The 26,384-nt window shown below is 63.7% G+C and carries 24 protein-coding genes; 6 read left to right on the top strand and 18 right to left on the bottom strand.

Annotation, left to right across the window (positions count from 1 at the left end; translation table 11 throughout):
* Positions 1-28: 28 nt before the first annotated feature.
* On the top strand, positions 29-3,205 hold the full coding sequence (locus ACQS5P_RS15040; RefSeq protein WP_428937437.1) for a tetratricopeptide repeat protein: 3,177 nt from the start codon (positions 29-31) through the stop codon (positions 3,203-3,205).
* Positions 3,206-3,231: 26 nt separating this feature from the next.
* Here ACQS5P_RS15040 and nth read toward each other — a convergent pair whose 3' ends face one another.
* From nth to ACQS5P_RS15000, 8 genes are all read right to left on the bottom strand, one after another.
* Positions 3,232-3,939 carry an endonuclease III gene (gene nth / locus ACQS5P_RS15035; RefSeq protein ID WP_428937436.1) on the bottom strand — a complete coding sequence of 236 codons (708 nt, stop codon included), beginning with the start codon at positions 3,937-3,939 and terminating at the stop codon, positions 3,232-3,234.
* Between the two features lie 6 nt (positions 3,940-3,945).
* On the bottom strand, positions 3,946-4,509 hold the full coding sequence (locus tag ACQS5P_RS15030) for a DUF4149 domain-containing protein (RefSeq protein ID WP_428937435.1): 564 nt from the start codon (positions 4,507-4,509) through the stop codon (positions 3,946-3,948).
* Between the two features lie 135 nt (positions 4,510-4,644).
* On the bottom strand, positions 4,645-5,103 hold the full coding sequence (locus tag ACQS5P_RS15025) for a molybdenum cofactor biosynthesis protein MoaE (RefSeq protein WP_428937434.1): 459 nt from the start codon (positions 5,101-5,103) through the stop codon (positions 4,645-4,647).
* Between the two features lie 29 nt (positions 5,104-5,132).
* Positions 5,133-5,405 (bottom strand): molybdopterin converting factor subunit 1, encoded by a 273-nt coding sequence (moaD, locus tag ACQS5P_RS15020; protein WP_428937433.1) that lies wholly within the window; start codon positions 5,403-5,405, stop codon positions 5,133-5,135.
* 109 nt (positions 5,406-5,514) lie between these two features.
* Positions 5,515-6,348, bottom strand: coding sequence for an LpxI family protein (locus tag ACQS5P_RS15015; RefSeq protein WP_428937432.1), 834 nt, complete (start codon positions 6,346-6,348; stop codon positions 5,515-5,517).
* Positions 6,349-6,437: 89 nt separating this feature from the next.
* Positions 6,438-6,626 (bottom strand): hypothetical protein, encoded by a 189-nt coding sequence (locus tag ACQS5P_RS15010; protein ID WP_428937431.1) that lies wholly within the window; start codon positions 6,624-6,626, stop codon positions 6,438-6,440.
* 241 nt (positions 6,627-6,867) lie between these two features.
* Positions 6,868-7,359 (bottom strand): single-stranded DNA-binding protein, encoded by a 492-nt coding sequence (locus ACQS5P_RS15005; protein WP_428937430.1) that lies wholly within the window; start codon positions 7,357-7,359, stop codon positions 6,868-6,870.
* Positions 7,360-7,729: 370 nt separating this feature from the next.
* A complete protein-coding gene (locus ACQS5P_RS15000) occupies positions 7,730-8,587 on the bottom strand; it encodes an AAA family ATPase (protein WP_428937429.1) in 858 nt (285 codons plus the stop codon).
* A gap of 570 nt (positions 8,588-9,157) precedes the next feature.
* On the opposite strand from ACQS5P_RS15000, the gene ACQS5P_RS14995 reads away from it, so the two are divergent.
* Positions 9,158-10,597: a hypothetical protein gene (locus tag ACQS5P_RS14995; RefSeq protein ID WP_428937428.1), complete on the top strand. Its 1,440-nt coding sequence runs from the start codon at positions 9,158-9,160 to the stop codon at positions 10,595-10,597.
* 14 nt (positions 10,598-10,611) lie between these two features.
* Here ACQS5P_RS14995 and ACQS5P_RS14990 read toward each other — a convergent pair whose 3' ends face one another.
* Both ACQS5P_RS14990 and ACQS5P_RS14985 read right to left on the bottom strand, forming a co-directional pair.
* Positions 10,612-11,004, bottom strand: a complete 393-nt coding sequence (locus ACQS5P_RS14990) for a hypothetical protein (RefSeq protein WP_428937427.1) — start codon at positions 11,002-11,004, stop codon at positions 10,612-10,614.
* A 125-nt stretch (positions 11,005-11,129) separates the two neighbouring features.
* Complete coding sequence (locus tag ACQS5P_RS14985) at positions 11,130-13,145, bottom strand: HEAT repeat domain-containing protein (protein WP_428937426.1); 2,016 nt, start codon at positions 13,143-13,145, stop codon at positions 11,130-11,132.
* 85 nt (positions 13,146-13,230) lie between these two features.
* Between ACQS5P_RS14985 and ACQS5P_RS14980 the strand changes: the two genes are divergently transcribed.
* Positions 13,231-14,490, top strand: a complete 1,260-nt coding sequence (locus tag ACQS5P_RS14980) for an SEC-C metal-binding domain-containing protein (protein ID WP_428937425.1) — start codon at positions 13,231-13,233, stop codon at positions 14,488-14,490.
* Between the two features lie 133 nt (positions 14,491-14,623).
* On the opposite strand, the gene ACQS5P_RS14975 is transcribed toward ACQS5P_RS14980, so the two are convergent.
* From ACQS5P_RS14975 to ACQS5P_RS14940, 8 genes are all read right to left on the bottom strand, one after another.
* Positions 14,624-15,073 (bottom strand): hypothetical protein, encoded by a 450-nt coding sequence (locus ACQS5P_RS14975; RefSeq protein ID WP_428937424.1) that lies wholly within the window; start codon positions 15,071-15,073, stop codon positions 14,624-14,626.
* A gap of 149 nt (positions 15,074-15,222) precedes the next feature.
* Positions 15,223-16,791: an NADH-quinone oxidoreductase subunit N gene (locus tag ACQS5P_RS14970; protein ID WP_428937423.1), complete on the bottom strand. Its 1,569-nt coding sequence runs from the start codon at positions 16,789-16,791 to the stop codon at positions 15,223-15,225.
* A 77-nt stretch (positions 16,792-16,868) separates the two neighbouring features.
* A complete protein-coding gene (locus ACQS5P_RS14965) occupies positions 16,869-18,470 on the bottom strand; it encodes a complex I subunit 4 family protein (protein ID WP_428937422.1) in 1,602 nt (533 codons plus the stop codon).
* A 155-nt stretch (positions 18,471-18,625) separates the two neighbouring features.
* Positions 18,626-20,845 carry an NADH-quinone oxidoreductase subunit L gene (nuoL, locus tag ACQS5P_RS14960; protein ID WP_428937421.1) on the bottom strand — a complete coding sequence of 740 codons (2,220 nt, stop codon included), beginning with the start codon at positions 20,843-20,845 and terminating at the stop codon, positions 18,626-18,628.
* A 74-nt stretch (positions 20,846-20,919) separates the two neighbouring features.
* Positions 20,920-21,246 (bottom strand): NADH-quinone oxidoreductase subunit NuoK, encoded by a 327-nt coding sequence (gene nuoK / locus ACQS5P_RS14955; protein ID WP_428941031.1) that lies wholly within the window; start codon positions 21,244-21,246, stop codon positions 20,920-20,922.
* 98 nt (positions 21,247-21,344) lie between these two features.
* Complete coding sequence (locus tag ACQS5P_RS14950) at positions 21,345-21,845, bottom strand: NADH-quinone oxidoreductase subunit J family protein (RefSeq protein ID WP_428937420.1); 501 nt, start codon at positions 21,843-21,845, stop codon at positions 21,345-21,347.
* 145 nt (positions 21,846-21,990) lie between these two features.
* Positions 21,991-23,400 carry an NADH-quinone oxidoreductase subunit NuoH gene (gene nuoH, locus ACQS5P_RS14945; protein ID WP_428937419.1) on the bottom strand — a complete coding sequence of 470 codons (1,410 nt, stop codon included), beginning with the start codon at positions 23,398-23,400 and terminating at the stop codon, positions 21,991-21,993.
* Between the two features lie 143 nt (positions 23,401-23,543).
* Positions 23,544-23,825: a 4a-hydroxytetrahydrobiopterin dehydratase gene (locus ACQS5P_RS14940; RefSeq protein ID WP_428937418.1), complete on the bottom strand. Its 282-nt coding sequence runs from the start codon at positions 23,823-23,825 to the stop codon at positions 23,544-23,546.
* A gap of 57 nt (positions 23,826-23,882) precedes the next feature.
* Here ACQS5P_RS14940 and ACQS5P_RS14935 point away from each other — a divergent pair, with 57 nt between their 5' ends.
* The 3 genes from ACQS5P_RS14935 to ACQS5P_RS14925 all read left to right on the top strand — a co-directional run bounded on the left by ACQS5P_RS14935 (position 23,883) and on the right by ACQS5P_RS14925 (position 26,332).
* On the top strand, positions 23,883-24,698 hold the full coding sequence (locus tag ACQS5P_RS14935; protein WP_428937417.1) for a metallophosphoesterase: 816 nt from the start codon (positions 23,883-23,885) through the stop codon (positions 24,696-24,698).
* 24 nt (positions 24,699-24,722) lie between these two features.
* On the top strand, positions 24,723-25,214 hold the full coding sequence (locus ACQS5P_RS14930) for a tRNA (cytidine(34)-2'-O)-methyltransferase (RefSeq protein WP_428937416.1): 492 nt from the start codon (positions 24,723-24,725) through the stop codon (positions 25,212-25,214).
* 89 nt (positions 25,215-25,303) lie between these two features.
* Positions 25,304-26,332 carry a M42 family metallopeptidase gene (locus ACQS5P_RS14925; RefSeq protein WP_428937415.1) on the top strand — a complete coding sequence of 343 codons (1,029 nt, stop codon included), beginning with the start codon at positions 25,304-25,306 and terminating at the stop codon, positions 26,330-26,332.
* Positions 26,333-26,384: the final 52 nt, after the last annotated feature.

The following is a 26,384-nucleotide window of genomic DNA, read 5'->3' as shown; positions in this document are numbered from 1 at the left end:
AGCCTTTTGACCTCATCCTTGGGTTTCGATGCACACCGCCACCGTCTCCAGGCTCTCCGTCCTGCTCGTGACCGACATCGTCGGATCGACGGATCTGAAGGGACGGATCGGCCTGGAGGTCTACGCGCGGCTGCTGGCCCTGCACGATGCGATCTTCCGTCGTTTGATCGGGCAGATTCCCGGGGCTGAGATCCTCAAGGACACCGGCGACGGGTACTTCGCCAGTTTCGCCACCACCAGCGACGCAGTGCGGCTGGCCATCCAGTTCCAGCACGCGCTGCATCAGGCCGAGTGGAACCCTCAGCCGCTGCGCGTGCGGGTGGGCATCCACGTCGGCGAGGTCGCACAGCTTGAAAAGGAAACGACGGGCAAGCCGAAACTGGTGGGTCTGGCCGCCGATCTGGTGGCGCGGATCGCGCACCTTGCGAGTGGCGGGCAGATCCTGCTGACCCGATTTGCCTTCAACGAAGCCCGACAGTTCATCTCGGCCTCGCCCGTGAAGCACAACGGCGAGGCAACCTTGAAGTGGGTGGCTCACGGCCCGTACCGCTTTCGCGGAATCGACGAGGTTGTCGATGTGTTCGAAGTGGGTTTGCCGGGAATCGCGCCGCTGGTGGCTCCGCCGGGAAACGACGACGCCCGCAGAGCCGTGGCCGCCGACGATGAATCAACGCTGGGCTGGCGACCGGCGGTGGGGCTTGCGATCCCCGGGCGGGCCGAGCACTGGGCGCTTCAGCGAAGGCTGGGCGAAGGGGCGTTTGGCGAAGTGTGGCTGGCGCGGCACACGAAGCTGGGCATGCGCCGCGTGTTCAAGTTCTGCTTCGATGCCGATCGCCTTCGCAACCTCAAGCGGGAGATGACGCTGTTTCGCCTGCTGCGGGAGACCCTGGGCGAGCGGCGCGACATCGCGCGCATTCACGAGGTCAAGCTCGATGAGCCGCCCTACTACCTGGAAAGCGAGTACACCGAAGGCGGAAACCTTTCGGACTGGGCGCAGGCGGCCGGCGGCATCGCGAAGATCCCGCTGGAGACGCGCATCGAGCTGATCGCGCGCGTGGCCGAGGCGGTGTCGGCGGCACACTCGGTGGGCGTGCTGCACAAGGACATCAAGCCGGGAAACATCCTCATCAGCACCGCCGAACAGCAGCCGCGCCCGCAACTGGCGGATTTCGGCATCGGGATGCTGACCGACAAATCGCGACTGGGGCAGCGCGATATCACAATGACCGGCTTCACGCAGACCACCCTGCACGATGCCTCCAGCCGCAGCGGAACCCAGCTCTACATGCCACCGGAGCTGCTGCGCAACCAGCCCTTCACTGTCAAGGGAGACATCTATGCCCTGGGCGTGCTGCTGTATCAGGTGGTGGTCGGCGATCTGACGCGACCGCTGGCCGAAGGCTGGCAACGCGATGTGCATGACCCCCTGCTTCAGGAGGACATCGCCTCCTGCGTGCAGGGCGACCCGGATCGCCGCCTGGACAGCGCCGCGACCCTGGCGGCGCGACTGCGGGCGCTGCCGCAACGCCGCGAGCAGATCCAGCGTCAGGCCGACGAGCAGCGATCCATCCAGCGCCGCCGAAAGCTTGCCCGGGCGGCATTCGCGGCGGCGGGCGGAATGCTGCTGGTCGTGGTCTTTCTGCTGGTCAGCTTCTATCACGAGCGATCGCTGCGGCAACTGGCCCAGGCCGCCCAGCAGGAGGCCGAGCGGCAACGCAACCAGGCCCGCGCCGCCCATGCCCGCGAGGCCGACCAGCGTGCCATCGCCGACGCCGTCGGGCAGTTCCTTATGAGCATGCTCATGCGCGTCTCGCCCGACACTCAGCAGGGACGCGACGTGACCGTCATGCAGGCGCTGGATATCGCCGCCAAGCAGCTTGATGATCCGGACAAAAAATGGCATCCCGAAGTGGAAGCCTACCTGCGGCACACCGTCGGCAACGCCTACCGCGTGCTCGGAGAGCCGAAGCTGGCCGAGCCGAACCTCCGCAAGGCCGCGGAAATGCTGGTAACGATTCGGGGCGAGGATAGCGTCGAAACGCACCAGTTCCGCGGCGAATGGGCCAAGTCGCTGGCGGACTTGGGCGAGCATGAGCGCGCGGTGCAGGTCCTGGAGAACGCCGTCCGCGCCCTGGAACAGATCAACGGACCCGACGATGACAGCACCCTGGGGTACATGGACGACTGGGCACAGAATCTGCTCATCATGAACAGGCTCGACGAGGCCGAGCCGATCGTGAAGCGACTGGTGGATGCGCGGCGACGGCTGCACGGTCCGGATCACGAGCAGACGCTGGGGGTGATGAACACCTACGGCGGGCTGCTGTTCGAGCGCGGCCAGTACGCCCAGGCGCTGGAACAGTTCCGCGCCGTCGCCGACGCCCGGGCACGCGTCAACGGCGAGGATCACGCGCTGACGCTGGTGGCCAGGCAAAACCTGGCCTCGCTCATCTACCGCACCGGCAATGTGAAACAGGGCGCCGAGCTGATGCAGGCGGTTGTCGAGGGCCAGAAGCGTGCCGTCGGTCCCGAGCACTCGCGCACGCTCGATGCGATGGTCAATCTCGCCCAGATGAAGCACATGATGCTCCACAGCGACGAAGCGATTGCGCTGCTCAACGAGGTGTGCGAGATCCGCAAACGCAAGCTCGGCATCGAGCATCCCGACACGCTGCGGGCAATGACGCATCTGGGTAACGTGCTGGCCAGCACTGAGACACGCTACGCCGAGGCCGAGCCGGTGCTTCGCCAGGTGCTCCAGGCGACGCAGAACAATCCCAACGCCGACGTTTCGCAGCGGCTGCTGGCGCAGTTGTCACTGGCCAAGGTGCTGGGCCGGCTGGGTCGGGCCGAGGAGGCTGAGCCGCTGTTTCGCGAATCGCTCGACGCCGCCATTCAGCAGTTCGGCGCCGAGCATCCGCTGGTCGCATCCTACGCGCTGTCGTACGGCGGATTCCTGCTCGATCAGAAGCGTTACCAGGAGGCCGAAGTCCAGTGCCTGCTGGCCCGGCGAATCAGCAGCAACCCGCAGTCGCCAAACCCGATGCAGGAGGCGCTGGCGCTGAACCGGCTGATCAAGATCGCCGACGCTTTGGGCAAGCACGAAGATGCCCGGGGGTATCGCTCGCGACTGGCTCAGGTACGACCAACGACCACTGCCACGACGACAGCAACCGCACCCACCACGACACTTGCTTCCCCGTAGATTTCGCGGCGGATGCGCGCTGATGCCTACGCTGCCGTTCCATCCTGAACAAACTTTTTGCCCGAAGGGCAATGCTCCAGGATCGGGCACTGCGTGCACAGGGGCTTTCGCGCCCGGCAGATCGCCCGCCCATGGTGGATCAGCAGGTGAGACCACAGCGTCCACTGATCCTGCGGCACCACCTGCATCAGGTCCTGTTCGATCTTGGCCGCGTCGGTCTTGTGCCGGGTCAATCCCAGACGATTGGCCAGCCGCGTCACGTGCGTATCAACCACGATGCCGACGTTCTTGCCGAAGGCGTTGCCCAGCACGACATTGGCGGTCTTGCGTCCCACGCCCGGCAGTTCGATGAGCTGCTCCATCGTGTCCGGCACCTGCCCGCCGTGCTTCTCCACCAGCGCCTGGGCCATGGCGCGGATGGCCTTGGCCTTGTTCCGGTAAAACCCCGTGCTCTGGATGTCCTTCTCGAGCTGCTGCTGCGGCACGCGGGCGTAGTCGGCGGCGGTGCGATACTTGCGGAACAGATCACGGGTCACCTGGTTGACGCGCTCGTCGGTGCACTGCGCCGACAGAATCGTCGCCACCAGCAGCTCCAGCGGGTTGGAGTAGTTCAGGCTGCATTTGGCCTGCGGATAGGTGCGCTTCAGAATCGGCAGAATGCTGGCGACCCGCTGGCGGCGCTGCTCAATCGTCTTGCTGTCTGAGCGGACCGGTTTGATCGTCTTGGCTCGCATAGGCAGTTACAGGGGAATTGGAGGCGGCGCCGGACGGATGTTCGCGCTGAACAGGATCATCCCCAGCAGCAGAAACAACACGTTGCGCAGCACCGTGATGCTCTCCATGTGATAGCGGTCGAACTGTTCCTTGGCCGGGTTGGCGATCTCGGGTTCATCAGCATGATCGATGTATTGCTGGCGATACTTTTGTATCCGCGGCCAGACCACCCGCCAATCGTAAATGACCAGCGCGACGGCGGCCAGATAAATCGCGGTGCGAATCAGGGGAAACAGCAGCGCCGCGCCGTGGCGATCGATGTAGAACCATTGCCCCAGGATCGCCACGAACAGCACGCCAGCGCACAGCAACTGTATCCGCGACAGCACCGCCAGCAGGTTGCCCACGATCGTGCCGGCCAGCAGCGTACTGTGCTGGCCTTCGAGGTTGACGCTCAGGACCTTGGGCAAGGTCGGGTCGGCCTCGCGCACGGTGCGGAAAATGACCGGCGCCGCGACCGCGATAAACAACACGCCGCCAAACCACGTCGATAACGCCAGCCAGTAAGCGATCTGGATCGCCTGAAACATGCGGGGCAGCGTATGCGGGGGGATCGGGGATGACAAGGTGAAGGGGTGACAGGGTGAAGGGGTGAAGGAATGAAGAGGGAAAAACGGGGAGTATGCTACGTCGCAACTTGCACCTCCTCCTGCCCCATCTGCCCTTCAGCGCTGCTGCCCTTCCGCCGCCCCACCCGGATGCACCCACGTCATCGATCCGTCCGCCCAGACCTCCTTCTTCCAGATCGCCACGTCTTTCTTCAGTTCGTCGATGAGGAAGCGGCATGCCTCGAAGGCGTCGGCGCGGTGTGGCGTGGCGACGGCGATGATGACGCTCGGCTCGCCCAGCGCCACGCGCCCCACGCGATGCAGCAGCGCCAGCCTGACGATCGGCCAGCGGGCGCGCGCCCGTCGCGAGAGGTCCTGCATCTGCTTAAGGGCCATCTCGTGATAGGCTTCGTAGTCGAGCGCGACCAGTTGCCGGCCGCCTTCATCATGCTCCTGTCGCGTCGTGCCCAAAAACACGTCAATGCCCCCCGCCAGGGCGTCGCGGACATGCGCAACTGCCGCGGCGAAGTCCAGCGGCTGCGACAGTACGGCGATCCAATCCCGCTCTGCTGGCATCGGCGTCCCTCGCCCCATCGTTACTGAGCTCATCGGTCCGAACGATCAAACAGGCACGAGCCTCCGCTGACCGGCGGGATCAGCGCCAGCTCATCGCCGTCGCTTAAGATGCACCCGGCCTGCACGTAGCGGTGATTGACGGCGAAGGCCGCCCGCTGCAATGGCTGGCGGATTTGCGGGAACTGCCCCGCCAGCGCCTCGACCGCCGCCGACACCGTCGCCCCCGCCGGCAAGTCCAGCGTCGTCTGTCCCACACCGGCGCGATCCCTGAGGATGGCGAAGAGCCTGACCGTGATCCGCATCGTTGTTCCCATTGACTGCGGGCGGATCGTATGCGCCGAGCGTGCCACGGTTCCACCCCCTTTCCGGCAACGCGACACCCGCCAGCACCCCGGCGTCGCCGCGCAGCGCTCAGCCCTCGTACCCAACCACCGCAATCTTGTAGCGATCGGCCAGCTCCAGCACCTTCTGTTTTTCCAGGATAATCGTCTTGCCCGCTTCCAGGACGACGCACCCGGCCCGGGCGGCGCGCAACTTCTCGATGGTCGTCGTGCCGATGCTCGGCACGTCCATTCGCATGTCTTCGTGTGTGTTGGCCACCTTGATCAGGGTCCATTCGCCGGATTTGCAGAGCTGGCCGGCGCGCTCGATCATGGCATTGGTTCCCTCCAGCGCCTCGACGGCGATCACGTCCCTATCCAGCACGGCAATGGCCTGGCCAATGTCCATGCGACTGATCTGCCGGCAGATCTCCCAGCCAAAGCGTATATCCTGCCATTGTCGTTCGGTGGGCTGGCGTCGAGTCATCACGCCCGGCGTGGCCAGGTGCTCGGCACAGTACTTGGTCGAGTCGATGAGCATGATTCCCTCACGGGCAAGCTCGTCGGCGATGGCGCGGAGGATGGCGGCAGCGCTCTTGTCATGCCGCAGCGTGGTGAACCACAGCCGCATCGTCCGCCCGTCGGGAATATACTGCAAATACCGCCAGCGCGAGTACATTCTTGCCTTGGCGACGCGTCCGACCATGATGGCCTCGCGGCACCCCTCGCGCTTGAACAGACGGATCCACTGCGACAGTCGCACCACGCCGACCGGTTGAAATCGGGCACACTCGTTGCGCAGTTCCGGCAGCGCACAGCCCGCCAGAGCGGCGCAGACCACCCGCCGGCCCGCGGCACGCGCCCCGCGGGCCACGAGCAACGGGAATATCCCTTCGCCGGCGATCAATCCGAGTGGCTCGTGCACGGATACAGGATTGTAATGCGACCCTTCACGCGGTTGAACGGATCGCATAACGGATGACACCGCGGCCATGCCGTCGGCAATGAACACGCTCAGTCATCGACGCCGCGGAGCCGACCCGACTTCCACAGCCCCAGCACCCCGCCGAAGATGAACAGCGGAAATGACAGCAGTGACAGCCCCGCATCGTGCGCGCCGATTCCCGCGACGATGCCCGCACAAATCACCGACAGCACGGCAAACATCGCCAGTTCCGCCCGGCCCGGAAGATATCGTCTCATAACATCAGCCCCGAAACCCAGCCTGACGTGCGCGGATTGAACCCCGCACAGCCCGAAAAGAACAGTTCTGCGGGCATGATGAATACGAAAGGCCCCGGGAGCAAGTGCTCCCGAGGCCTGATTTTTCGGGCAGGAGAGAACAGATCGAAGCAGATCGAAGCGACCCTGCCCCCAGAACGCGAAAGAGTGCGCTCAAGCGGAGCGTTCGGGGTCGCTCAAGGTCGGCCGAATGCCTCCTCCATCAGAAGGGGATGTCGGCGTCGGTGAAGCCTTCGTTTTGGCTGATTACGTCGCCGCCAGGCGCGGCGGACCTAGCAGGTTGCTGCTGGCCGGCAGACGGCCGCTGATCCGGATCGGCGAAGGTCTTCTGCCCACCCACGCCGCCAGCGACGACCTCGTCCCGCGCGCCCAGAAACTGGAAGTTCTCCACCACCACCGACAGCTTGCTGCGTCGCATCCCCTGCGTCTTGTCATCCCACTGCTCGTACTTCAGACGACCTTCGACGAACAGTTGCCTGCCCTTTTTGCAGAACTGGGCGATGACCTCGGCCTGGCGACCGAAGGCGGTGCAGTCGACGAAGCAGACCTCCTCCTTTTCCTCGCCGCTGTGCGTGCGATAGCGACGATTCATCGCCAGTCCGAAGTCGGCCACGGTCGTGTTCGAGGGCAAATGCCTCACCTGCGGATCACGGGTGAGATTGCCGATGAGCGTCACTCGATTGAAACTTGGCATGATAGCCTCCAGAAATTGCGGTCAGTCAGAAGACAGGAAATCAAATGGATGAAGGATGAATGCAGAAGGATGAAGGAAGGAATCGAACAGAAGCGATCTCCGTGCCTGCCATGTCCTTCTGCCTGCAATCCTTTCCGATAAGCAAAGAGGGCGGGCGGCGTCGCTTCTGACCCGGCGCACGCCCGCCCCCGGCGAAACTGTTCTGGGCTTCAGACAGCGCTGCCAGCCGGTGTGCACCCCAGTCGGCCGGGTCAAGCCAGAACACTGGACCCCCGGCTGCCTCGCCGGAATCCAAGGATGAACAATGAAGGCAGACAGGTGAGTTCGAACGGTCTTCATCCTTCAGCCTTCTGTCTTCATCCTCGCATTCTTACGCCGCGGCGACGGCGCTGCTGCCCGTTGGCAGGCGGTTCTTCACGTACTGGATGCATTTCCCGATCGCATCGGCGGGCATGTCCTCCCAAACCTCCACGCCGGCCTTGGCGAACCACTTGTCCACCGTGCCCTCCGGAAGACGCACGATGTTGAGCAATTCCTTCATCTCGCGCACCTGCTGGCCGGAGGCGAGCTGCACGGCCTGCGCCTGCTTCTCCAGCATCGCGATGTCATACCGCTTGCGGATCGCGTCGTAGCTCCACTCGAATACATCCTCGTCCGGGAAGGAATCGACGCGCGTCTTGACCACCTTCGCCAGACGCTTCCTGCCCTTCTTGCCCAGCTCGATGACCAGGTCGAACCAGTAGTCGAGCTGCCGCCAGCCGTCGAACGTCTGCCCCAGCACCGCCAGGTTCGAGCCGTATTCCTTCTTGGCATGCGCGGTGACCACAACATTCATGTCCAGCGCCATGATGAGGTTGGCCAGGCGCTTCATGGTCTTGTTGGCTTCGCCGTAATGGCGGCCAAAGTCGGTGCCGACCTTGCACTCGCATTTTTCGAGCAGGTCGTTGTAGATCGGGGTGATCGGATCGATGACCAGAGTGCGGAAGTCATGTTCGACGGTCAGCAGGCTTTTGACCTCCTGGATCACGTCATGGATGTCGGTGGTCTGAAAAACGACGGATCCGGAAGCGGCGATGAGCTTGTCGTAATTCTCGGCGCCGCGTTCGCAATCGATGATGTAGGAATTGGGGAACTGAATCGCCGCCGTGGTCTTGCCGACCCCGGCCGGCCCGAACATGAACAGCTTCAGTCGCTTGGTGACGGACTCGGGCTTTCGTGCGCGTAACACTTCAGACCTCTTTCTGGCTGCCGACGGGTAGGTTTGCCTGGCCACTCGTGCCGCGCCGGCGACGGCGACGCTGAGGCCGTTTGTTAGGTTTATATTAGGTATACCCGGCCGCCCCAGCCAAGGTTTGGAGAAATTTAATTTTTTCTCGCCGGCCCCGAATTGATCTGATGCAGAGTGCCGCCTCAATCCTCGATCATAACAACACTTAAGACGGATACGGCACTGCACGGCGCTGCCCGAGATCGCATCGTGTCGTTCCCCTCTATCAACAGGTTTTCCACAATCGGTTTTGGATTTGGCAAACAGCAGAGACGAGCAACGCCAGCTCGGGGTAAAAGTCAGACCATGCCGGATGGCCCCAGTCCACCGCGCTGACCCCCGCGCGGCGGCGGGATCGCCTATCGCAAGTCCCCCGTTTTCTTGACCGTCCACGCCCGCCGCCGGTACAGTTGCGCCGCGGTCAAGCAGCGGCAACGACCACCGCGGCGGCGGAATCGTCGACTGGCCTTGTCGCTCCTTCCGAAATCGTGATGCTCACCCGGTTGCTACAGCCTGTTTCGGAGGTCTGTCATGCCCCCTATTAGTCCCGGTACACAAGGCTCGCGCGCCGCCATGGTCGGCTGGCTCGTGGCCATGTCCATCATCGCCGTGCTCACGACGGTGCTGGCGATCTACTTCTACGTCGATGCCGACAGCGCCAACAAGCGTCTGGCGACCATCACGCAGCGATATGAGGACATTCTTGCTCCGGCGGACTTCAATCGCGAGGAGATCGAGGCTCTGAAGGCCGCCCGCAGCGACGAGACCCAGGGCTTGAACCCGTCGATGAAGCTGCTGGACGTGGCGCTGGCGCAGCGTGACCGGCTGGCCAAGCTCATCAGTGGCTCGGAGGACAGCGCCGCCGCGGTCGCCGCCGCCGCCAATGTCGTCGCCCAGGCGCGTCAGGCCGGCGCCAAGCCCGCCGGCGACAGCCTCAAGGACACCATCGAGGCCCTGGTCGTCGAGGTCAATGCCCGCAAGACCGAGGCCGAAAACAACCGCGCCGCTTTGGAGGAAGCCCGGGCTCAGCTCAAGCAGAACACCGAAGCCACGCAGGCCCAGATCGCCGCGCTTCAGAAGAACGTCGAGCAGATTCGTGCCGAAAAGGACGCGGCGCTTCAGGAACTGCAGCGGATCACTCAGACCCAGAGCCAGAGTTTCCAGACCGCCGCCGCAGACTTGCGAAAGCAGCTCGAAGCCGCACAGGAACAGATCAACGCCCTGAACGCCCGGAACTCGGACCTGAACGCGCAGGCCAGGAAGCTCCAGACAGAGCTGGACCGCGTGCTGGAACGGCTCAACCAGATCCGGGTGGATCCCAGCAAGGCGGTTACCCGTCAGCCCGACGGCCGCATCGTCCGCCTGCCCGGAAACGATGTGGCGTTCATCGACTTGGGGCTGGGAGATCAGATCACGCCCGGTTTGACGTTCGAAGTGTTCGACAAGGTCGAGGGTGTTCCCCCGCCCGGCGATCCGACCACTGAGGAAAACCTGCCGCAAGGCAAGGCGTCGCTGGAAGTGATTCGTGTTGGCCCGACCAGCAGCGAATGCCGCATCACCCGCCGCGCTCCGGGCGCTGCGCTGTCCGAAGGCGACCTGATCGTCAACCTCGTGTACGATCGCAACACCAAGTACAACTTCCTGGTCCACGGAAACTTCGACCTGGACCAGAATGGCGTAGCCACGTCGCAGGACGCGGAAGTGATCAAACGACTGATCACCCAGTGGGGCGGAAACATTGTCGGCGAAATCAACGTGGACACGGACTTTGTCGTGCTGGGCAAGGAGCCGGTGGTTCCCGACCGCCCGACCGAGCCGGACCCGATCGCCCAGGCCAACTACGAACGCGCTGTCGCGGAGTACGATGCGTATCAGGATATCAGCGCCAAGGCGCGCACGTACCGCATCCCGATTCTGAACCAGAACCGATTCCTGTATTTGGTGGGATACTACGAACAGGCCAAGAGGTAGACGACGCGGCCTGATCAGCTTCTGAGCCTGCGCAGCAGGCCGGCGATCACCCGGCGGTCCACCACTTGAGCATTCCGCTTCACCGCGGCTTCCAGCAGTGACGGGCACAGCAGCAGCGTCAGGGGATCGCTGACCTGCTCGTCCGCCTCGGCCAGCGCGCGCAGATTTCGCAGCTCCGCCGGCTTCAGGCCCACACGACGTGAAACTTCCTTCAGCAGCTTGCCCGGGTGGTTCAACACCCGCGGCGTGATGACGCGTTTTCGCCGCTGGCTGATCAGTGCCACCACGACGATCAGCCCCGCGATCACAAACAGCGCAGCCAGGAACTTGCCCGGATCCACCGTCTCCCCCACGCTCTTGTTGATGCTTCGGAAGATCTCTTCCTGCGTCGGGGCGGAATGGCACAAGGACGCAGGCACAAACAGCAGCAGAGGGACCAGGACACGGCGCAGAATCGAGCCGCGGCAACTTCGGCCCTGTGCGGCTTGACCTGTCTTCGGGCCCTTGATCTGGCTGTGAGCTTGCCTGACTGTCATCCGACCTTTCCCTTGCTGTTCTGAATCAAGTCGGCGACATTGCGCAGCACCCCCAGCGCATAGCGGCGGACGCGCAGGTTTCCGTCGGCCTTGGCCAGTCGTCCGACCTCATTGAGCAGTTGCCACCAGCCGATCTGGCGCAGCACCCACAGTGCCGAGATACGGTGCTCGGGGCGATCGTCGCGCAGCATGGCCAGCAACTGGGCGCTGGCGGTGCCAACCCGCAGCTTGTGCAGCGCCTTGATCGCGTTGGCGCGCTCGCGGTTATGGCTGGAGCGCGCACGCTGCGTGAGCAGCGCCACGTATTCCGGTGATCCCCTGGCCTCCAGAACTTCGATGGCATTGGCACGGACGCGCGGGTCGGCATCATGCAGGACCTTGTCCAGCAGCACCTGCCCGCTGGCGGCCTGGTCCGAAGCCGCGGCTGCGTCCGTCGCGATCAGCGAGGTCTGGCCGATCAGCAGGATCGCCTTGGAGCGTACGCGCGGGTTGGGATGGCTGCACAGCGGCAGGATCACCTGCCGCAGCGCCGGGGCGATGCCCAGCTCGTGCACGATCTGCATCGCCTTGACCCGCTGCTCGACGGTTCCGCCCGCCAGACGTCGGCTCAGCCGCTGCACCGCATCGGGAAGAAGCTTGAGCATCGCGCGGCCCGCCTGCCGCCTGGTCGGCTTGTCCATCTGGTCAAACCGCTGCCAGAACTGGTCGAATCCCTCATGCCCGATGGCCCGGCTGATTACCCGACGAACCGACGCCGCCGCGCCGGTCATCAACTGAAGCAGCATGTTCTCATAGTCCAGCGGGCGGCGACGGATGATCTCCCTGGCGGCCATGCGTACCAGGCGTTCGTCCGTATCGTGCAGGAAGCTTCGCAGCAGAAGCACCGACCCTCCGCGTTTGCGTCTGGCGGCGATCCTCAGCAGCCGCAGCCGCGAGGCAAAGTCGTCCCGGGCATGCTCGCGCAGAATCTCCAGCAACTGGTCCTGCATCGTGTCGTGCATTCCCGACGCCGCGATCCACTCGCCGATCCTGACCGCGTCCTGGCTGGGTCGTCGATCGATGTCGCGCTTCAGCTCCTGCTGGCCCCACCACACCCCACGGGTCACCTGATGCATGCAGATCTGAAGCTGGTGATCCCGCAGCCAGTGCGTTCGTCGCAGCAGCGCATCCAGAACCGGAGCTTCCTCGATATGCGAAAAGACCACCCCGAAGTGCGATCGCAGCCCGCCGTGCGTCGCGCCCAGAAGAAAGGCCTCCACGTGCTCGCTGGCTGGAGGCTGCTGGAGCCGCCGGACCATTGCCGACTGTCCCCCGTGCTTGCTGGTCTGGAGAATCGCCAGCGTTCTGCTGCCCGGCCAGTCGCACAGCAGCAGCGCCGCGCGCAACAGTTCCTGAGTCTGCCTGCCGCGGTGCACGTCCATCGCCCGCGCCACGGCCGCCTCGATCTCCGGCCTGGCTTCCATTACCGCCAGATAGGATTCAAGCTGATCGGTTGAGAGTGCGGCGTGTGCCGCGGTGGCAGGGTTCGCATCCGAAGCGGCAGGCTCGGTCCCCGAACCCCGATCGCCGAACGCGCAATTCTGCTGGAGGCGGCGCGTCTCAGTCGAAATCCACCGGGCCAGCGCCACCATCGCCTCGGTGGCCGGCTTGCTCAGTTCTTCGTCGGTGTCATGCAGGTTTTCGGACAGGACATAGGCGAGTTTGGCTTGCCGGGCCAGGGCGATCAGCTTCATCGCCGCGCGTCGCAGGTCATGATCATCGCTGCGTCCGCACTGGCGCACGGCGGGGTGAAAATGCCGGATCTGATTGAGGATCTGCTGCTGCACCGCCGCGGGCAGTTGCTCGTACAGCCCCACAACGGCGCACAGCGCACTGACCGAGTCTCGCCGGATCAGCCCATCCAGCGCCGCAAGCTTCTCCGGCTCCTCTCCCAGCCGCAGCGCCTCCAGCAGCACCTGGTCGGCGGCGGCGTTCTCGGTCTGCACCAGAGCCTCGATCAGCCGGTCGATCATCCGCTCATCCTCTTGCGGTTTATCGGACCGGCGCGGAACATGGCTTGAAAATAGCCAACGACAAGGCAGTTGATGGGAGCAGGCCATGCTTCTGCCCGCAAAGGTCATCCCGTTTCTACAGCATGCCGACGGACACGTGCGCCGGCTGGCAACGCGATACCTCTGCCGCGCCAGCGACCCCACGCCCGCCACCGCCGACGACCTCTGGGCCGCCATCGATCGCTTCGGCCAAGGCGAGCGGCACGAGTTCTACTTTGCCCTTGCGAACCTGCCGCAGACGCACGGTTCGCTTCAGCGCACCGTCGCGGCCCTGCACAGCGATGCCAACGCCGACCGTCGGCATGCCCTGGAACAGGTGCTGGCCAGGCTGCATTACGGCCTGCTGCTTCGCTTCCGCGACCTGATCGAGGGCTGCCAGACACTGTCGCCCGAGCTTCGCGGGCATCTGCAACATCGCTTCGAGCTGGCGCAGGTGCCATCTGCCCGGCTGTGGGAGATGTTGATGGAGGCGGGACACCAGCCGGCAGACCGCAACCGCGACGACCCGCTGCTGTCCGACAGGCTCATCGAGGCGCTGGCGCGCAGCCCGGAATCGGCCGGCTGGGCGATCGCGCTGCTCAGCGATCCGCAGGTCGCCGACAGGACAACGGTGTACGCGGTCCGGCTTCTGGGTCGAATGCGACACCGCCCGTCGGTTCGGCTCATTGCCGACAAGCTCAACTCCGACCAGCACGTCGATGGTCTCATCGAGGCGGCGATTGACGCGCTGGTGAACATCGGCAGCGCCGAGGCGGTGCAGCTCATCCGGCAGCGACACAGCGCCTGCCCGCCGCGACTGAAGCTTCACGCCGCCGAGCTCTTCGGACGTATCAAGTTGCCCCAGTCAGAATCGGCCGCCATCGAGTTGCTCGCCGCGGAAAACGACCCTGCGGTTCGGACGAGCCTGGCGGCGGCACTGTGCGAGCTGGCGGCGAGCGAGCCGCGGGCATTGAACATGCTCGAACAGATGGTCATCAGCCGCCAGTGGCAGCCGTTTTTGCCGAATCTTCAGGACGACGTGACCGCCCTGTTCAAGATGGTTGGCAGGCCGGTGCCCAAATGGGATGCGCTGGGGCCGATGCCGGCATCGGCCTCGAGCACCCGGCCGCCGTTTGCCGCGACGCCAACCGAGGCTTCGCTGAGCTGGGACGACGAGCACGACAGCGAGCTTTCGCCGCCCCCCGCCGCCGCCGCACAGGCGCCTGCACAGCCGCAGACCATCCGCCGCGACACACCGAAAGTCGGACGCAACGACCCCTGCCCGTGCGGCAGCGGAAAGAAGTACAAGAGGTGCTGTGGCCGATAGTGCGGCTGGAGTTCGAGGTTGAGGATCCCCGGAAATATGAAGATCGCAAACACGAGATCGCCGTGAGCGTGAAGGTGGCCTTCAGCGCCGGGCGCGGCCTGTAGTCGGACCGGCCCCATAGTTGTCTGGCACGCTACTTCCTGGCCATAAGGTCGGCGGCAGCTTTTTCGAGAATCTTCAGGTGCTGCTGATCCTCGGCGATGTGGGCACGCAGCAGGTCAATCACCTCGGGTGGGGCAATGTCACGAATCGCACGCAGCGCGTTTTCGTAACGCTGAATCATCAGTCGCTTGGCATCGACAAGCTTGGGCAGCAGGAACTTGAGCGTCAGGAACGCAAGGTACTGTTCCTCCGGCTGAATCGATGGCGGCACCGGAACCCCGCCCAGGCGCTCGATCAGCGCGGCCAGATCGCGGGCGCGTCGCTGGTTGGCCTGAACCATCTGATTCAGCGGCGCACGCAGCTCCGCTGTCGCCCGCGACATGTAAGGAGAGCCTTCGGTCAGGAAGCGAAAGACGCTGTTGAGCTCGGCCTCGAGCAGACTGTTCAGGGTGTCAATCACCGCGGCCGGTGCTGCTGGCATGGAGGTGGAGTGTAGCATGGCGATAACGGCAGTGACCAATTCTCAAGTCCCAATGACCAGTCATGTGCCCAAGCCGCATGCGCAACGCCAGGTGCCCATTGAGTCATCGATGTTGCATCACGCATTGGTCATGGGGCCTGACCATTGGTTCATCTGAGCGCCGCTGTCGCGGCAGGCGAGCTTCCGCCACCCGTGTAAATCTTCCCGTACTCGCTGGTGATTCTGCCCAGCGGGCTGTAGCCGATGAGCATGAGAATCAACATCACCGCGCACAGCGTCGCCATTCCCAGCCCAAGTGGGTTGGGCACGAGCGGCGGCTTGTCGCTGGGCACCAGATACATCACGCGCACCACTCGCGCATAGTAGTAGAGGCTGAAGACGGTGTTCAATCCGATCACCGCCACCAGTGCCCACCACCAGCCGCTGTTGGCGCCCAGGACATACATGAGATTGAGCTTGGCGACGAAGCCGGCAAAAGGCGGCAGGCCGACCAGGCTGAACATGAACGCCGTCATGCACGCCGCCAGCAGCGGGCTTCGCCGACCCAAATCGTCGTAGTCCTCGATGTTCTCCGATCCTGTCTCGCGCCAGATCAGCCCGGCCACAGTGAACGCGCCCAGGTTCATGAACAGGTACACGGCCAGATACAGCAGGATTGCCTGTGCGGTGGCGCCGGGCAGTTCGGCGGGCGTGCTGCGGTTGTGCACCAGCAGCGACAGGGCGCACAGCATGTACCCCGCGTGGGCGATCGAGCTGTACGCCAGCAGACGCTTGATGTTGTTCTGCACGAATGCGGCGGTGTTACCGACCGTCGCGGTGATGGATCCGAGCACCCCGACGACGATCGCGATCGCGCTCAGGGAGATGCCCGGGGCGTTCTGGTAGCCCGCGGCGTCTGCAATGATCGTCAGCACGCGCAGCAGCAGCAGCAGGCCGGCGCCCTTGGACGCCACCGACAGGAACGCGGCGACGTCAATGCCGGCCCCCTCGAACACATCGGGACACCAGAAGTGGAAAGGCACGGCGGAGATCTTGAAACCGATGCCCACGATCAGCCCGAACACCGCCACCGAGAGCATCGCCGGCGAAACGCTGGCCCGCGTCATCGCCGCGGCGAGCTCATCGACCTGAAGCGTGCCGTACAGGCCGTAGAGCACGGACAGTCCGTAGACCATCACCGCGCTGGTGGCCGCCCCGAAAAGCACGTATTTCAGCGAGGCTTCCGCCCCGACGCGATGGGTCTTGCGGAACCCGGCCAGCACGTAGCTCGGCAGCGACGCCAATTCCACCGCCATGAAGATCATCAGCAGGTTGCTGGTGCTGGCCATCAGCGACATGCCCAGCGTCGCGCCCAGCAGCAGGGTGAAAAACTCCGGCCCGTCCCCTTCGTGCATGCTGGGTGCGGTGGTGCTGAACCACATGATCAGGATGCCGATGGCGAAGATCAGGAGCATGATCTTCCAGAGCACGGCCATGTGGTCGGCGACGAGCAGCCCGCGGAAATGCTCGCCGACGACCCCCTGATCCACGCCGACGACCAGCGCCGCGATCAGCGCCAGCACAAGCCCCAGCAGCGTCACCACCGCGCACGGCCAGTTGCTTTTTCGCGGCGTGAAAAACGGCGTCAGCAGCACCGCGATGATCGCGCCGATGAGCCACAGCTCCGGCGCGAAGGGCCGCAGTTCGCTCCAGGCGGGGATGAAAGGTTTGTCAATCATGCGTTGCTGTGCAGCCGGCGAGTTTGCTCGCCGCTCGATTCTGATCCAGATACGGCCAGCAGGCTCATCTGCAACACCTACACAGACAACCCGAACAATCCGAACAGCGCCGCCACCGTTCGATCGGTGAACACGAACACAAAGGCTGTTGGCAGAATCCCCAGCAGGATCGCCATCGCCGCCAGCGGCGCCAGCACCGTGATCTCACGGGCGTCAACTTCGGGAAAGTCCTTGTACTCCGGCTTCTCCGGACCCAGATACACCCGCTGGATCGTCCAGAGCATGTAGCCGGCGGTCAGCACCACGCCGAAGCAGGCGATCACCGCCAGCGTGTAAATCTGCGTCTGCGACGCCAGCCCGCTCTGCATCAGGATCGAATCTTCCCGTGCAGCGCCGAAAGAGCCGAGCAGGACCATCACCTCGCCGATGAACCCGCACAGCCCCGGCAGGCCGAGGTTGGCGAAGAACGCGACATTGGCCAGCCCGGTGTACACGGGCATGGTCGTGGCGATGCCGCCGAAGCGGCTGATCTCGCGGTGATGCGCCCGCTCGTAAATCACGCCGACGATGAAGAACAGCGCCGCGCTGGTGATGCCGTGTGCGACCATCATGAACAGCGCGCCGTTGACCGACGCGGTGGTCATCATCGCCGCTCCCAGCGTCACAAAACCCATGTGCGAGACGCTGGAGTACGCCACCAGCTTCTTAAAATCGCTCTGGCTCATCGCGCAAAGCGCGCCGTAGATGATGCTGATGACCCCGATGACCGCGAAGAACAGCCACATCCCCTTGGCCGCCTCGGGATACAGCGGGTAGGCCACGCGGAAGATGCCGTATCCTCCCATCTTCAGCAGAATCGCCGCCAGGATCATGCTGATCGGCGTCGGCGCTTCAACGTGAGCGTCGGGCAACCACGTGTGCAGCGGCACCGCCGGAACCTTGATCAGAAACCCGAACATCAGCAAAAAGAAGAAGATCGACGCCGTCTTCGGCGAGACGATCCCCAGCAGCGAGTGCTGAAACTCCGGCCCGGCGAGCTTGATCAGGTCGAACGTTCCTCCCGGCACGATCTGGCGGCTGTACAGATACGTGCCGATCAGCACGATGAGCAATCCGATCGAGCCGACCAGCGTGTACAGGAAGAACTTGATGGCGGCGTATTCTTTCCGCGGCCCGCCCCAGATGCCGATCAGGAAGTACATCGGCAGCAGCGAGACCTCGAAGAACACGTAGAACAGGAAGAAATCCAGTGCCAGGAACACGCCCAGAATGCCAGTCTCAAGGAACAGGAACAGGGCGAAGTACCCCTTGTACATCTTTTCGATGTTCCAGGAGGCGATGCAGGAGAGCAGACAGACGAAGGTGCTGAGCAGAACCAGCGGGAAGCTCAGTCCGTCGATGCCGACCAGGTATTCGATGTTGAACGCGCGGATCCACGGCGCCCGCTGGACCAGTTGCACCACGCCGCCGGTGCCGTCGGGCTGGAGATATCCGTAGCCACTGCCCTTGTGCCAGTCGAACGTCGCCAGCAACAGCAGAGATAGAACGAAGGTGGCGATGCAGGTGCCCAGCGCCGTCCAGCGCACCGCGTCACGGCCTTTGACGATCAGGACCGCGATCGCGCCTACCGACGGCAGGAAGATCAGGATCGTTAACAGCCAGTTGTTCAAGAATTCCATATCCTGTAACCACGGATAAACGCAGATGAACGCTGAAGCCTTGTGCGTGTCACGGGCGGCCGGCCCGTGCGAATGGCCCGGGCACGACCGAGACGGTCGTGACGCGAGCCGGAACATCCGTGCTCATCCGCGCGCATCTGTGGTTCCTATTCTTCTCATCTCGACAGCACCACGATAATCGCTCCGGCCAGGCCGAGGCTGACGGCGGCCATCAGGATCGTGACATACACGCGAATTCTGCCGGTCTGTGGCGCGCGGACAACGGCGCCCAGTTCCTGCGACAGCGCCGCCACTCCGTTGACCGCCCCGTCGATCACGTACTTGTCGTGCAATCCAACCGCCACGGCCGCCTGCTTCACCAGCCACCCAGCCAGATTCACGATTCCGTCTACGACGTATTTGTCAAACGCCGCGCTGAGCTTGCTCGCCGCCAGCGTCAGCGCCACAAACACGCTGAAGTACAGCTCGTCGAAGTACATCCGCCGATACAGCCACGTGTGGACCCACCGCAGCGGGGCGAGCTTCATCAATCGGTCGGCCACGGCATAGCCGTTCATGTACATGAAGAAACCGGCGGCGATGCCGATCAGCCACGCGAAACCCCCCGCCAGCGCCGTGTGCATCCGGTGTTCGCCCTCCAGATGCCATTGCTGCGACGGCGTCAGGGCCGCGGCGTGCGCCGGCTCGGGGCCTTCGGCGTCCGCCGCCCGATGCCCGGGCGGATCCGACGGCCAGGCGGTTGCAAAGCCGTTGAACTCCCGATCCACCGCCCGGCAATATGCGGTCGATTCCACGATCGATGCGTTCAAGTACTGCTTGACCCCCAGGAAGCCTCCGCCGATCACGCTCAGCAGCGCCAGCACCGCCAACGGAACCCACATGACCGGCAGCTCGTGGGCATGCTCGTAAATGTGCGGATTGCGCGGCTTGCCCCAGAACGTCAGCATCCAGCAGCGCGTCATGTAGAACGGCGTGACGAACGCGATGCCTACCGGCAGGATGAACAGCGCCCAGTACCAACCGGATTTGCCGCTGTGATCGGCGGCGAATCCGAAGGCCGCGGCGTGCGCCAGGATCATGTCCTTGCTGTAGTACCCGGCGAATCCGACGCCCGCGATGCCAAACCCCGCAATCGCCAGCACCGCGATCGCGAACGTCACCGCGGTAATCGGGATCTTGCGCATCAGCCCGCCATACTGCGGCAGTTCCTGCTCGTGGTGCGCCGCGTGAATCACGCTGCCCGAGCCCAGGAACAGCAGCGCCTTGAAAAACGCATGCGTGATCAGGTGGAACAGCCCACCCACCCACGAGCCGACCCCCATCGCCAGGATCATGTACCCAAGCTGCGAGAGCGTGCTGTACGCCAGGACCTTCTTGATGTCGCTCTGCACGACGGCGATCAGCGCGGCCATCGTCAGGGTGATGCAGCCGATGATCGCGATGAACAGCTTGGCGTCGGGAGTGAGCACGGGAAAGATTCGCCCGACGAGATAGACGCCAGCCGCGACCATGGTGGCGGCGTGGATCAGCGCGCTGACGGGTGTGGGGCCTTCCATGGCGTCGGGCAGCCACACGTGCAGCGGGAACTGCGCGCTCTTGCCGACGGCGCCGAAGAACAGTCCGATGCCCATGACCGTCAGCAGGGTTGAACTGAACACCGCGCCGGTACTGAGCTTGATCGCCTGCCCGCCGCCTGCGGCGCCAAGCTGGATCCACATGTCCGGCAGCGTCATGTTGCCCAGGTGATAGAACAGGATCCCGAAGCCGATGAGGAATCCGAAATCGCCGACGCGGTTGGTGACGAACGCCTTGATTGCGGCGTTGCTGGCGCTTTTCTTTTCGTACCAGAAGCCGATCAGCAGGTACGAGCACAGCCCGACCAGTTCCCAGAAGATAAAAAGTTGAAGCACGGTTCCGCCCAGCACCAGCCCCAGCATCGAGAAGTCAAAGAGGCTCAGGTAGGTGAAGAAGCGGGGATAGCGCTTATCCTCGCGCATGTAGCCGATGCTGAAGACGAAGATCAGCGTCGAGACCAGCGTCACCATGTTGAACATGATGACGGTGAGGCTGTCCACGTACACGCCGAGGTCCAGGAAGCCCGGATGGCGCTGTCCCGGCCAGGTCCCCACGGGTATCCAGCCGAAGGTGCTGTTGATCGGTCCCTTTTCAAATCCCCAGGTTGAATCGTCGGGCCGGCCAACCCACAGGATCATCGCCGCCAGGCTGCAAATGAAGCTGACGGCGATGAAGGTGCTGGCCAGGTAACCCGCGAACGGGTTGCCCATCTTCTTGCCCCAGAAGACGAGGATGACGAACGCCGCCAGCGGCAGCAGCGTCGCGGTAATGAGCAACCAGGCTGGCAGTGGGATGTCCATGTCGCAATCGTCAGCGGGCCGCGGGCTGCGGGCAGTAGAAGCTCACTGCCTGCCGCCTGCTGCCAGCTATCCTTCTATCCTTTCAGATTCTGAGCCCGTTCCACATCGATCGTCGTGAAGTTGTTGTAGAAGTTGAGGAAGATCGCCAGCGCGATCGCCGCCTCCGCCGCCGCCAGCACGATCACGAAGATCGCGAACACCTGCCCGCTGAGCAGCGGCGATGCGGCCGTGCCCGACCAGGTGTAGTAGTTGAACGCCACCAGGTTCACGTTGGCGGCGTTGAGCACCAGCTCCACGCCCATGAGGATCCCAATGGCGTTGCGCTTGGTCAGGATCGTGAGCACCCCGCAGACCAGCAGCACCGCCGCCAGGATCAGGTAATGCTGAAGACCAATGTTCATCGCCATTCGAAACACCTTCTGGAGCCACAGATGAACACAGTTGGACACAGATTCAGAACCTGAGTTCTGCGGTCTGCCGATCCGCGTTCAACCGTGGTTCAATCCTTCCTCCGTGCCTTGGCCAGGTACGCCGCGCCGATCATCACCACCAGCAGCAGGACGCTGGCCAGCTCAAAGGGAATCAGAAAATCACCGAGCAGCGCCTGCCCGAGCTTGTCCACGGGGTAGGCCATCGACTCGGCGAGCTGTCCGGACCGGCGGAAATCCGCACGGAGGATGGCGGCCACCAGCGCCGTGAGCATCACCAGCCCCAGCGAGATGGCGATCACGACCTCCGCCAGCTTCGGCTCGTAACGGCTGAACGGGCTTTTGCTGGTCAGCATCACGCCGAAAACGATCAGGATCAGCGTTCCGCCGGCGTAGACCACGAGCTGCACCGCCGCCAGGAACTCGGCATGCAGCAGGAAGTACAGCCCGCCGACACCTACCAGCGTGAACAGCAGCGCCACGGCGGTGCGGACGATGTTCCGCGAGACGACCACCGCGATCGCCGATACCCCCGACATCAACGCGAACATGTAAAACAGGACTGCGTCCATTGTCGGTTCGGAACCACGGATGAACACCGATGAACACGGATGGGTGCATGGTGTCACGACCGTCCCGGTCGTGCTCACCTTGTTCGGAGTCAGGTGATTCAGCACCTGTCTGTGTTCATCTGCGTTGATCGGTGGTTCGATCTCCTCACGCTTCCGCCGCTTCGGCGCCGGCGGGGGTTTCCTCTTCGATCGGGGCCGGATCGGTCAGACGCTGCTTGATCCGCCGCCCGCTGATCGCCGCGTAGATGACCCACGTTACGATCGCGGTAAGCAGGCCGATCCCCACCAGCGACAGAATCGCCTGGGTGACCAGCGCCGGCGTCGCCCCGATACGCGCCCACTGGCCGAAGTTCCACGGGCTGTAATCGACCCACGGAATCCCCGGCATCTCCGGCACGAACAGTTGCCACATCGCCGCGCCCAGAAGCAGCACGCACGTGATCGGCAGCAGCACCTTGACACAGGCGTAGAGCACCTGGTCGATCCGTGGTCGCGGCAGCGTCCATCGCAGCCACATCTGCACGAACACAATCGCGATCGCCTTGGTCACGAAGATGCCCACCGCGATCAGGTTGACCAGAAGCAGCCCCAGTCCGTTTTCGCTTTGCACGAGCTGGTGATGGTAATAGCCGACAAGTCCGAACGGATCGTTCCATCCGCCCAGGAACAGCGCCGTCTGGATGCCGCCGACGACGAACATCGCCGCGTATTCAGCGAAGAAGAACATCGCGAATCGCAGCCCGCTGTACTCGGTGTGGAATCCGGCGACCAGCTCCGATTCCGATTCGGGAAGGTCGAACGGCGCCCGCTTGTTCGACGCCAGGCTCGCGATGAAGTAGGTGAAGAACGCCGCGAAGGCGAAGGGATTCTTGAAGATCAGCCAGGTGTGGATGCCGCCGCCCTGCTCGTATCCGAGCTGCACCAGGTTCAGCGTTCCGGCCGCCATCACCCCGACAATGATCGAAATCCCCAGCGGGATCTCGTAGGAGACCATCTGGCAGGCTTCTCGCATGGCGCCATAGACGGACCACTTGTTGTTGCTGGCCCAGCCGGCCAGGATCACCCCCATGATCTCCAGCGCCAGGATGGCCAGAATCCAGAACAATCCGACCGCCAGTCGCGGCTCGAAAGTCATGTCCGGCCCGAACGGCAGCGCCAAAAACGCCGCAAAGACCGGCGTAAACGCCAGGTACGGGGCCAGCTTGAACAGCAGGCGATCGGCGTCGCGCGGCGTGAGGTCTTCCTTGGTGATCAGCTTGATTCCGTCCGCCAGCGACTGGAGCAAACCAATTGGCCCGACCCGATTCGGCCCAAGTCGCGATTGCATGTGCCCGGCGACTTTGCGCTCCCACCAGATCGCGAACATGGCGAAGAGCATGATGGCCGGCAGAAACACCGCCGCCACCAGCACCGTGCTGTAGACCAGGGTCGTGACCGGGGTCACATTCACCCCCAGCCATTCAAAGATCATCCCCTGCATTCGCCCGACACCCGCCTGCGGCGATGCTGTGGGTGCAAGCTGCGTCTGCGCAAGGAGCAGAATCGACAGGGACATAGGGTCTTGGGTTTCTAACGGGGATGGCAAGGGGTGTCAAGAAATGCGGAGACTGCGATCCACAAACGCAGGTGCCCGGATTCCCGAGGCACACAAGCCTCGGCCCAGAACAACAGTCCAACGAGGGTGTCCCGCCGCCCGCCCTACATCAACTGCTCGATCCTGGCGGCGCTGTCCAAGTCCTTCTGGCTGATCCCGCCAGCGGAATGCGTCGTGTATCGGACCTTGACGCTGTTGTACCCAACCTCCAGGTCGGGGTGGTGATCCAGGCGATGGGCGATCCAGGCGACGGCGTTCACAAACGCCATCGTCTCGTAATAGTTCCTGAAGCTGAAGGTCTTGACGATCTGGTCTGCGACCCGCTGCCAGCCGGACAGTTGCCCAAGGGCGGCGGCGATGTCGGCGTCGGAAAGCCTGCTGGTCATGTAACGCTCCTTCCCGGATCCTCGGCATTCACCCCCGGCATGCTACCATAGGCGCCGATGCGATGGATCGTTGGAGATATTCACGGGATGCTGCGGCCACTGGAGACCATCCTGCGGGAGGTGTCGCGGATCGACCCGCAGCCGGTGTTTTATTTCGTCGGCGACTACGTCAACCGCGGGCCGGACTCCCGCGGCGTCATCGAATTGCTCCTGGGGCTGCAAAACGCCAGGTTCATTCGCGGCAACCACGACGACGTGCTCGATCAGGTCTTGCACGGCGTGTGCTATGCCGAGAATGCCTCCACCGGGGACCGGTTTCTGGCCTTCCAATGGTTCCTCGAACACGGGCTTTTCGAGACGCTGACCAGCTACGGCGTGAGCCGGGATATCATCGCCCGTGTGATCATGCAGCGCACAGCCGATTCGCTCAACCGGCTGATCGACTGCTTCCCCGAAGCGCATCGGCAGTTCATCCGCAGCCTGCCAGTCTACATCGAGGACCCGGATCTGTTCGTGATCCACGGCAAGTGGCCACTGAAGCAGCGGCACACGCCTGCCGAGCTGCTGGCTCCCGCCCGCCTGCCCATGCCCTCCCTTCGACACGAGATTCTCTGGGGCCGATACGTCGATGCCGATCTTCGACGAACCCCCTTGTGGACAAAAACCGGCTACTTCGGACATACCCCGGTCCCAACTTACACCGATTATGTCGATAGCCGCGTTCCGATCGTGCTGGAGAAGCTGGTGCTGCTGGACACCGCCGCGGCGCTGCTTCCCGATGGCAGGCTCACCGCCTATTGCCCGGATTCGCGGCAGATGGTTCAGGCCGACCCATCGGGCAAGCTGGTGGCCGCGGACGCCGCCGGGCCGTGAGTCGCGCGGCAAGCTCTGACTGCCATGACCCTTCGCGAACCCACCTTGCCGCCTCATTGCCTCAGGATCGCGCTGCTTCAGCCGCAGATCGCGCCCAATACCGGCAACATCGCCAGGCTCTGCGTCGCCAGCGGCACAGAACTGCATCTGGTCCGCCCCCTGGGCTTTGTCCTCTCCGATCGACAGCTTCGCCGCAGCGCCATGGACTACTGGCCGAGGCTCAAGCTCACGGTCCATGACGACACGGCCGCGTTCTTCAATTACATCAAGGGCGGGCGGCTATGGCTGTGCTCCTCGGGCGGGCAACGATCGCTGTGGCAGGCCGACTTCCGTGATGGTGACTGGCTCATCTTCGGCTCCGAGACCCGTGGCATCGACCAGGCGATCCTGGACGCCTACCCCAACCAGGTCATCCGCATTCCTCAATCCCCCGGCGAACGCTGCCTCAACCTCGCCACCGCCGCCGGCATCGTGCTTTACGAGGCGCTGCGGCAGGTGGCCAGCGCTCGCGGGTAAACCGCCAACACCTGTTCTGTGTGATCCACTTTTTTGCAGGGCGGTGTCCGTTTGGCTCACGCCCGCCGAGTCAGTATCCTCACCGCAGCATGAACATCGCATTCCTCAAGACCTTGTCGGAAGCTCCCGGCGTGCCGGGGCGCGAAGAACGCGTCCGCCAGATCCTTCAAAAGCACATGAAGGGCCTGTTCGACTCGATCAAGACCGATCCGATGGGCAACCTGATCGCAACCCGGAAGTGCAAAGCAAAGAAGGCCAGGCGGGTGTTGCTGGCCTGCCATATCGATGAGATCGGCTTCTACGTTCGCCATATCGACGACAAGGGGTTCGTGCGGATCCAGAACGCCGGAGGATTCGACACCAAGAACCTTCACGCCCGGCGGGTGATGATCCGGGCCAGCAGCGGTGAGGACCTGCTGGGCCTGATGAATCCTGCCGGCCGGCCCGTGCACATCGCCCGGGAGGAGGACAAGAAAAAGATTCCCGAGATCAGCGACCTGCTGATCGACCTGTGCCTGCCGCCGGAAGAGGTGAAGAAAAAGGTTCGCATCGGTGATCCGGTGACCTTGGTGCAGGAGTTCAGCGAAATCGGGCAGTGCGTCAGTGGCAAGTGTCTGGACAATCGCGTGGCGGCGTTTGTCGCCATCGAGGCGATCAAAAAGTGCAGGAATCCCAGGTACGAGCTTGTCCTGGCGGCGACGGTGCAGGAGGAAGTGGGCCTGCGCGGCGCCGGGCCGGCAGCCTATGCCGAGCAGCCCGACCTGGCCATCGCCATCGACACCACCCTGGCGGTCGATACCCCCGGCGTGCCCGATGAAGAACGCGTCAGCAAACAGGGCGACGGCGTGGCGCTGACGATCATGGACTCGGCGACCATCTCCACCCGCTGGCTCATCGACGAATTCGAAGCCGTCGCCAAAAAGCACAAGATCCCCTACCAGCTCAGCATCCTGCCCCGCGGCGGGACGGACGCGGCGGCGATGCAGCGCAGTCGCGGCGGCGTGCCCACCATCACCCTGTCCATCCCGACGCGCTACATCCACACCGTCACCGAGTCGGTGCACAAGCGGGACCTGCAAAGCGCCATCGACCTGCTGGCCGCGTGGCTGGGGCACTGATCCGATCCGCCTGCACCCCGGGCTGAATCGCCCGGCCATCACCGGCGGCTCG

This window comes from Fontivita pretiosa (assembly GCF_050410795.1).
In the GTDB taxonomy this organism is placed as follows: Bacteria; Planctomycetota; Phycisphaerae; order Tepidisphaerales; family Tepidisphaeraceae; genus Fontivita; species Fontivita pretiosa.
The sequence above is the reverse complement of the archived record's forward strand: the minus strand, read 5'-3'. Positions and strand labels throughout refer to the sequence as shown.

What these genes read in the sequence shown, in the direction of transcription:
- ACQS5P_RS15040 (WP_428937437.1), top strand. Translation starts at nt 29, where the DNA reads ATGCACACCGCCACCGTCTCCAGGCTCTCCGTCCTGCTCGTGACCGAC.
- nth (WP_428937436.1), bottom strand. Translation starts at nt 3,939, where the DNA reads ATGCGAGCCAAGACGATCAAACCGGTCCGCTCAGACAGCAAGACGATT.
- ACQS5P_RS15030 (WP_428937435.1), bottom strand. Translation starts at nt 4,509, where the DNA reads ATGTTTCAGGCGATCCAGATCGCTTACTGGCTGGCGTTATCGACGTGG.
- ACQS5P_RS15025 (WP_428937434.1), bottom strand. Translation starts at nt 5,103, where the DNA reads ATGCCAGCAGAGCGGGATTGGATCGCCGTACTGTCGCAGCCGCTGGAC.
- moaD (WP_428937433.1), bottom strand. Translation starts at nt 5,405, where the DNA reads ATGCGGATCACGGTCAGGCTCTTCGCCATCCTCAGGGATCGCGCCGGT.
- ACQS5P_RS15010 (WP_428937431.1), bottom strand. Translation starts at nt 6,626, where the DNA reads ATGAGACGATATCTTCCGGGCCGGGCGGAACTGGCGATGTTTGCCGTG.
- ACQS5P_RS15005 (WP_428937430.1), bottom strand. Translation starts at nt 7,359, where the DNA reads ATGCCAAGTTTCAATCGAGTGACGCTCATCGGCAATCTCACCCGTGAT.
- ACQS5P_RS14995 (WP_428937428.1), top strand. Translation starts at nt 9,158, where the DNA reads ATGCCCCCTATTAGTCCCGGTACACAAGGCTCGCGCGCCGCCATGGTC.
- ACQS5P_RS14985 (WP_428937426.1), bottom strand. Translation starts at nt 13,145, where the DNA reads ATGATCGACCGGCTGATCGAGGCTCTGGTGCAGACCGAGAACGCCGCC.
- ACQS5P_RS14980 (WP_428937425.1), top strand. Translation starts at nt 13,231, where the DNA reads ATGCTTCTGCCCGCAAAGGTCATCCCGTTTCTACAGCATGCCGACGGA.
- ACQS5P_RS14975 (WP_428937424.1), bottom strand. Translation starts at nt 15,073, where the DNA reads ATGCCAGCAGCACCGGCCGCGGTGATTGACACCCTGAACAGTCTGCTC.
- ACQS5P_RS14970 (WP_428937423.1), bottom strand. Translation starts at nt 16,791, where the DNA reads ATGATTGACAAACCTTTCATCCCCGCCTGGAGCGAACTGCGGCCCTTC.
- ACQS5P_RS14965 (WP_428937422.1), bottom strand. Translation starts at nt 18,470, where the DNA reads ATGGAATTCTTGAACAACTGGCTGTTAACGATCCTGATCTTCCTGCCG.
- nuoL (WP_428937421.1), bottom strand. Translation starts at nt 20,845, where the DNA reads ATGGACATCCCACTGCCAGCCTGGTTGCTCATTACCGCGACGCTGCTG.
- nuoK (WP_428941031.1), bottom strand. Translation starts at nt 21,246, where the DNA reads ATGAACATTGGTCTTCAGCATTACCTGATCCTGGCGGCGGTGCTGCTG.
- ACQS5P_RS14950 (WP_428937420.1), bottom strand. Translation starts at nt 21,845, where the DNA reads ATGGACGCAGTCCTGTTTTACATGTTCGCGTTGATGTCGGGGGTATCG.
- nuoH (WP_428937419.1), bottom strand. Translation starts at nt 23,400, where the DNA reads ATGTCCCTGTCGATTCTGCTCCTTGCGCAGACGCAGCTTGCACCCACA.
- ACQS5P_RS14940 (WP_428937418.1), bottom strand. Translation starts at nt 23,825, where the DNA reads ATGACCAGCAGGCTTTCCGACGCCGACATCGCCGCCGCCCTTGGGCAA.
- ACQS5P_RS14935 (WP_428937417.1), top strand. Translation starts at nt 23,883, where the DNA reads ATGCGATGGATCGTTGGAGATATTCACGGGATGCTGCGGCCACTGGAG.
- ACQS5P_RS14930 (WP_428937416.1), top strand. Translation starts at nt 24,723, where the DNA reads ATGACCCTTCGCGAACCCACCTTGCCGCCTCATTGCCTCAGGATCGCG.
- ACQS5P_RS14925 (WP_428937415.1), top strand. Translation starts at nt 25,304, where the DNA reads ATGAACATCGCATTCCTCAAGACCTTGTCGGAAGCTCCCGGCGTGCCG.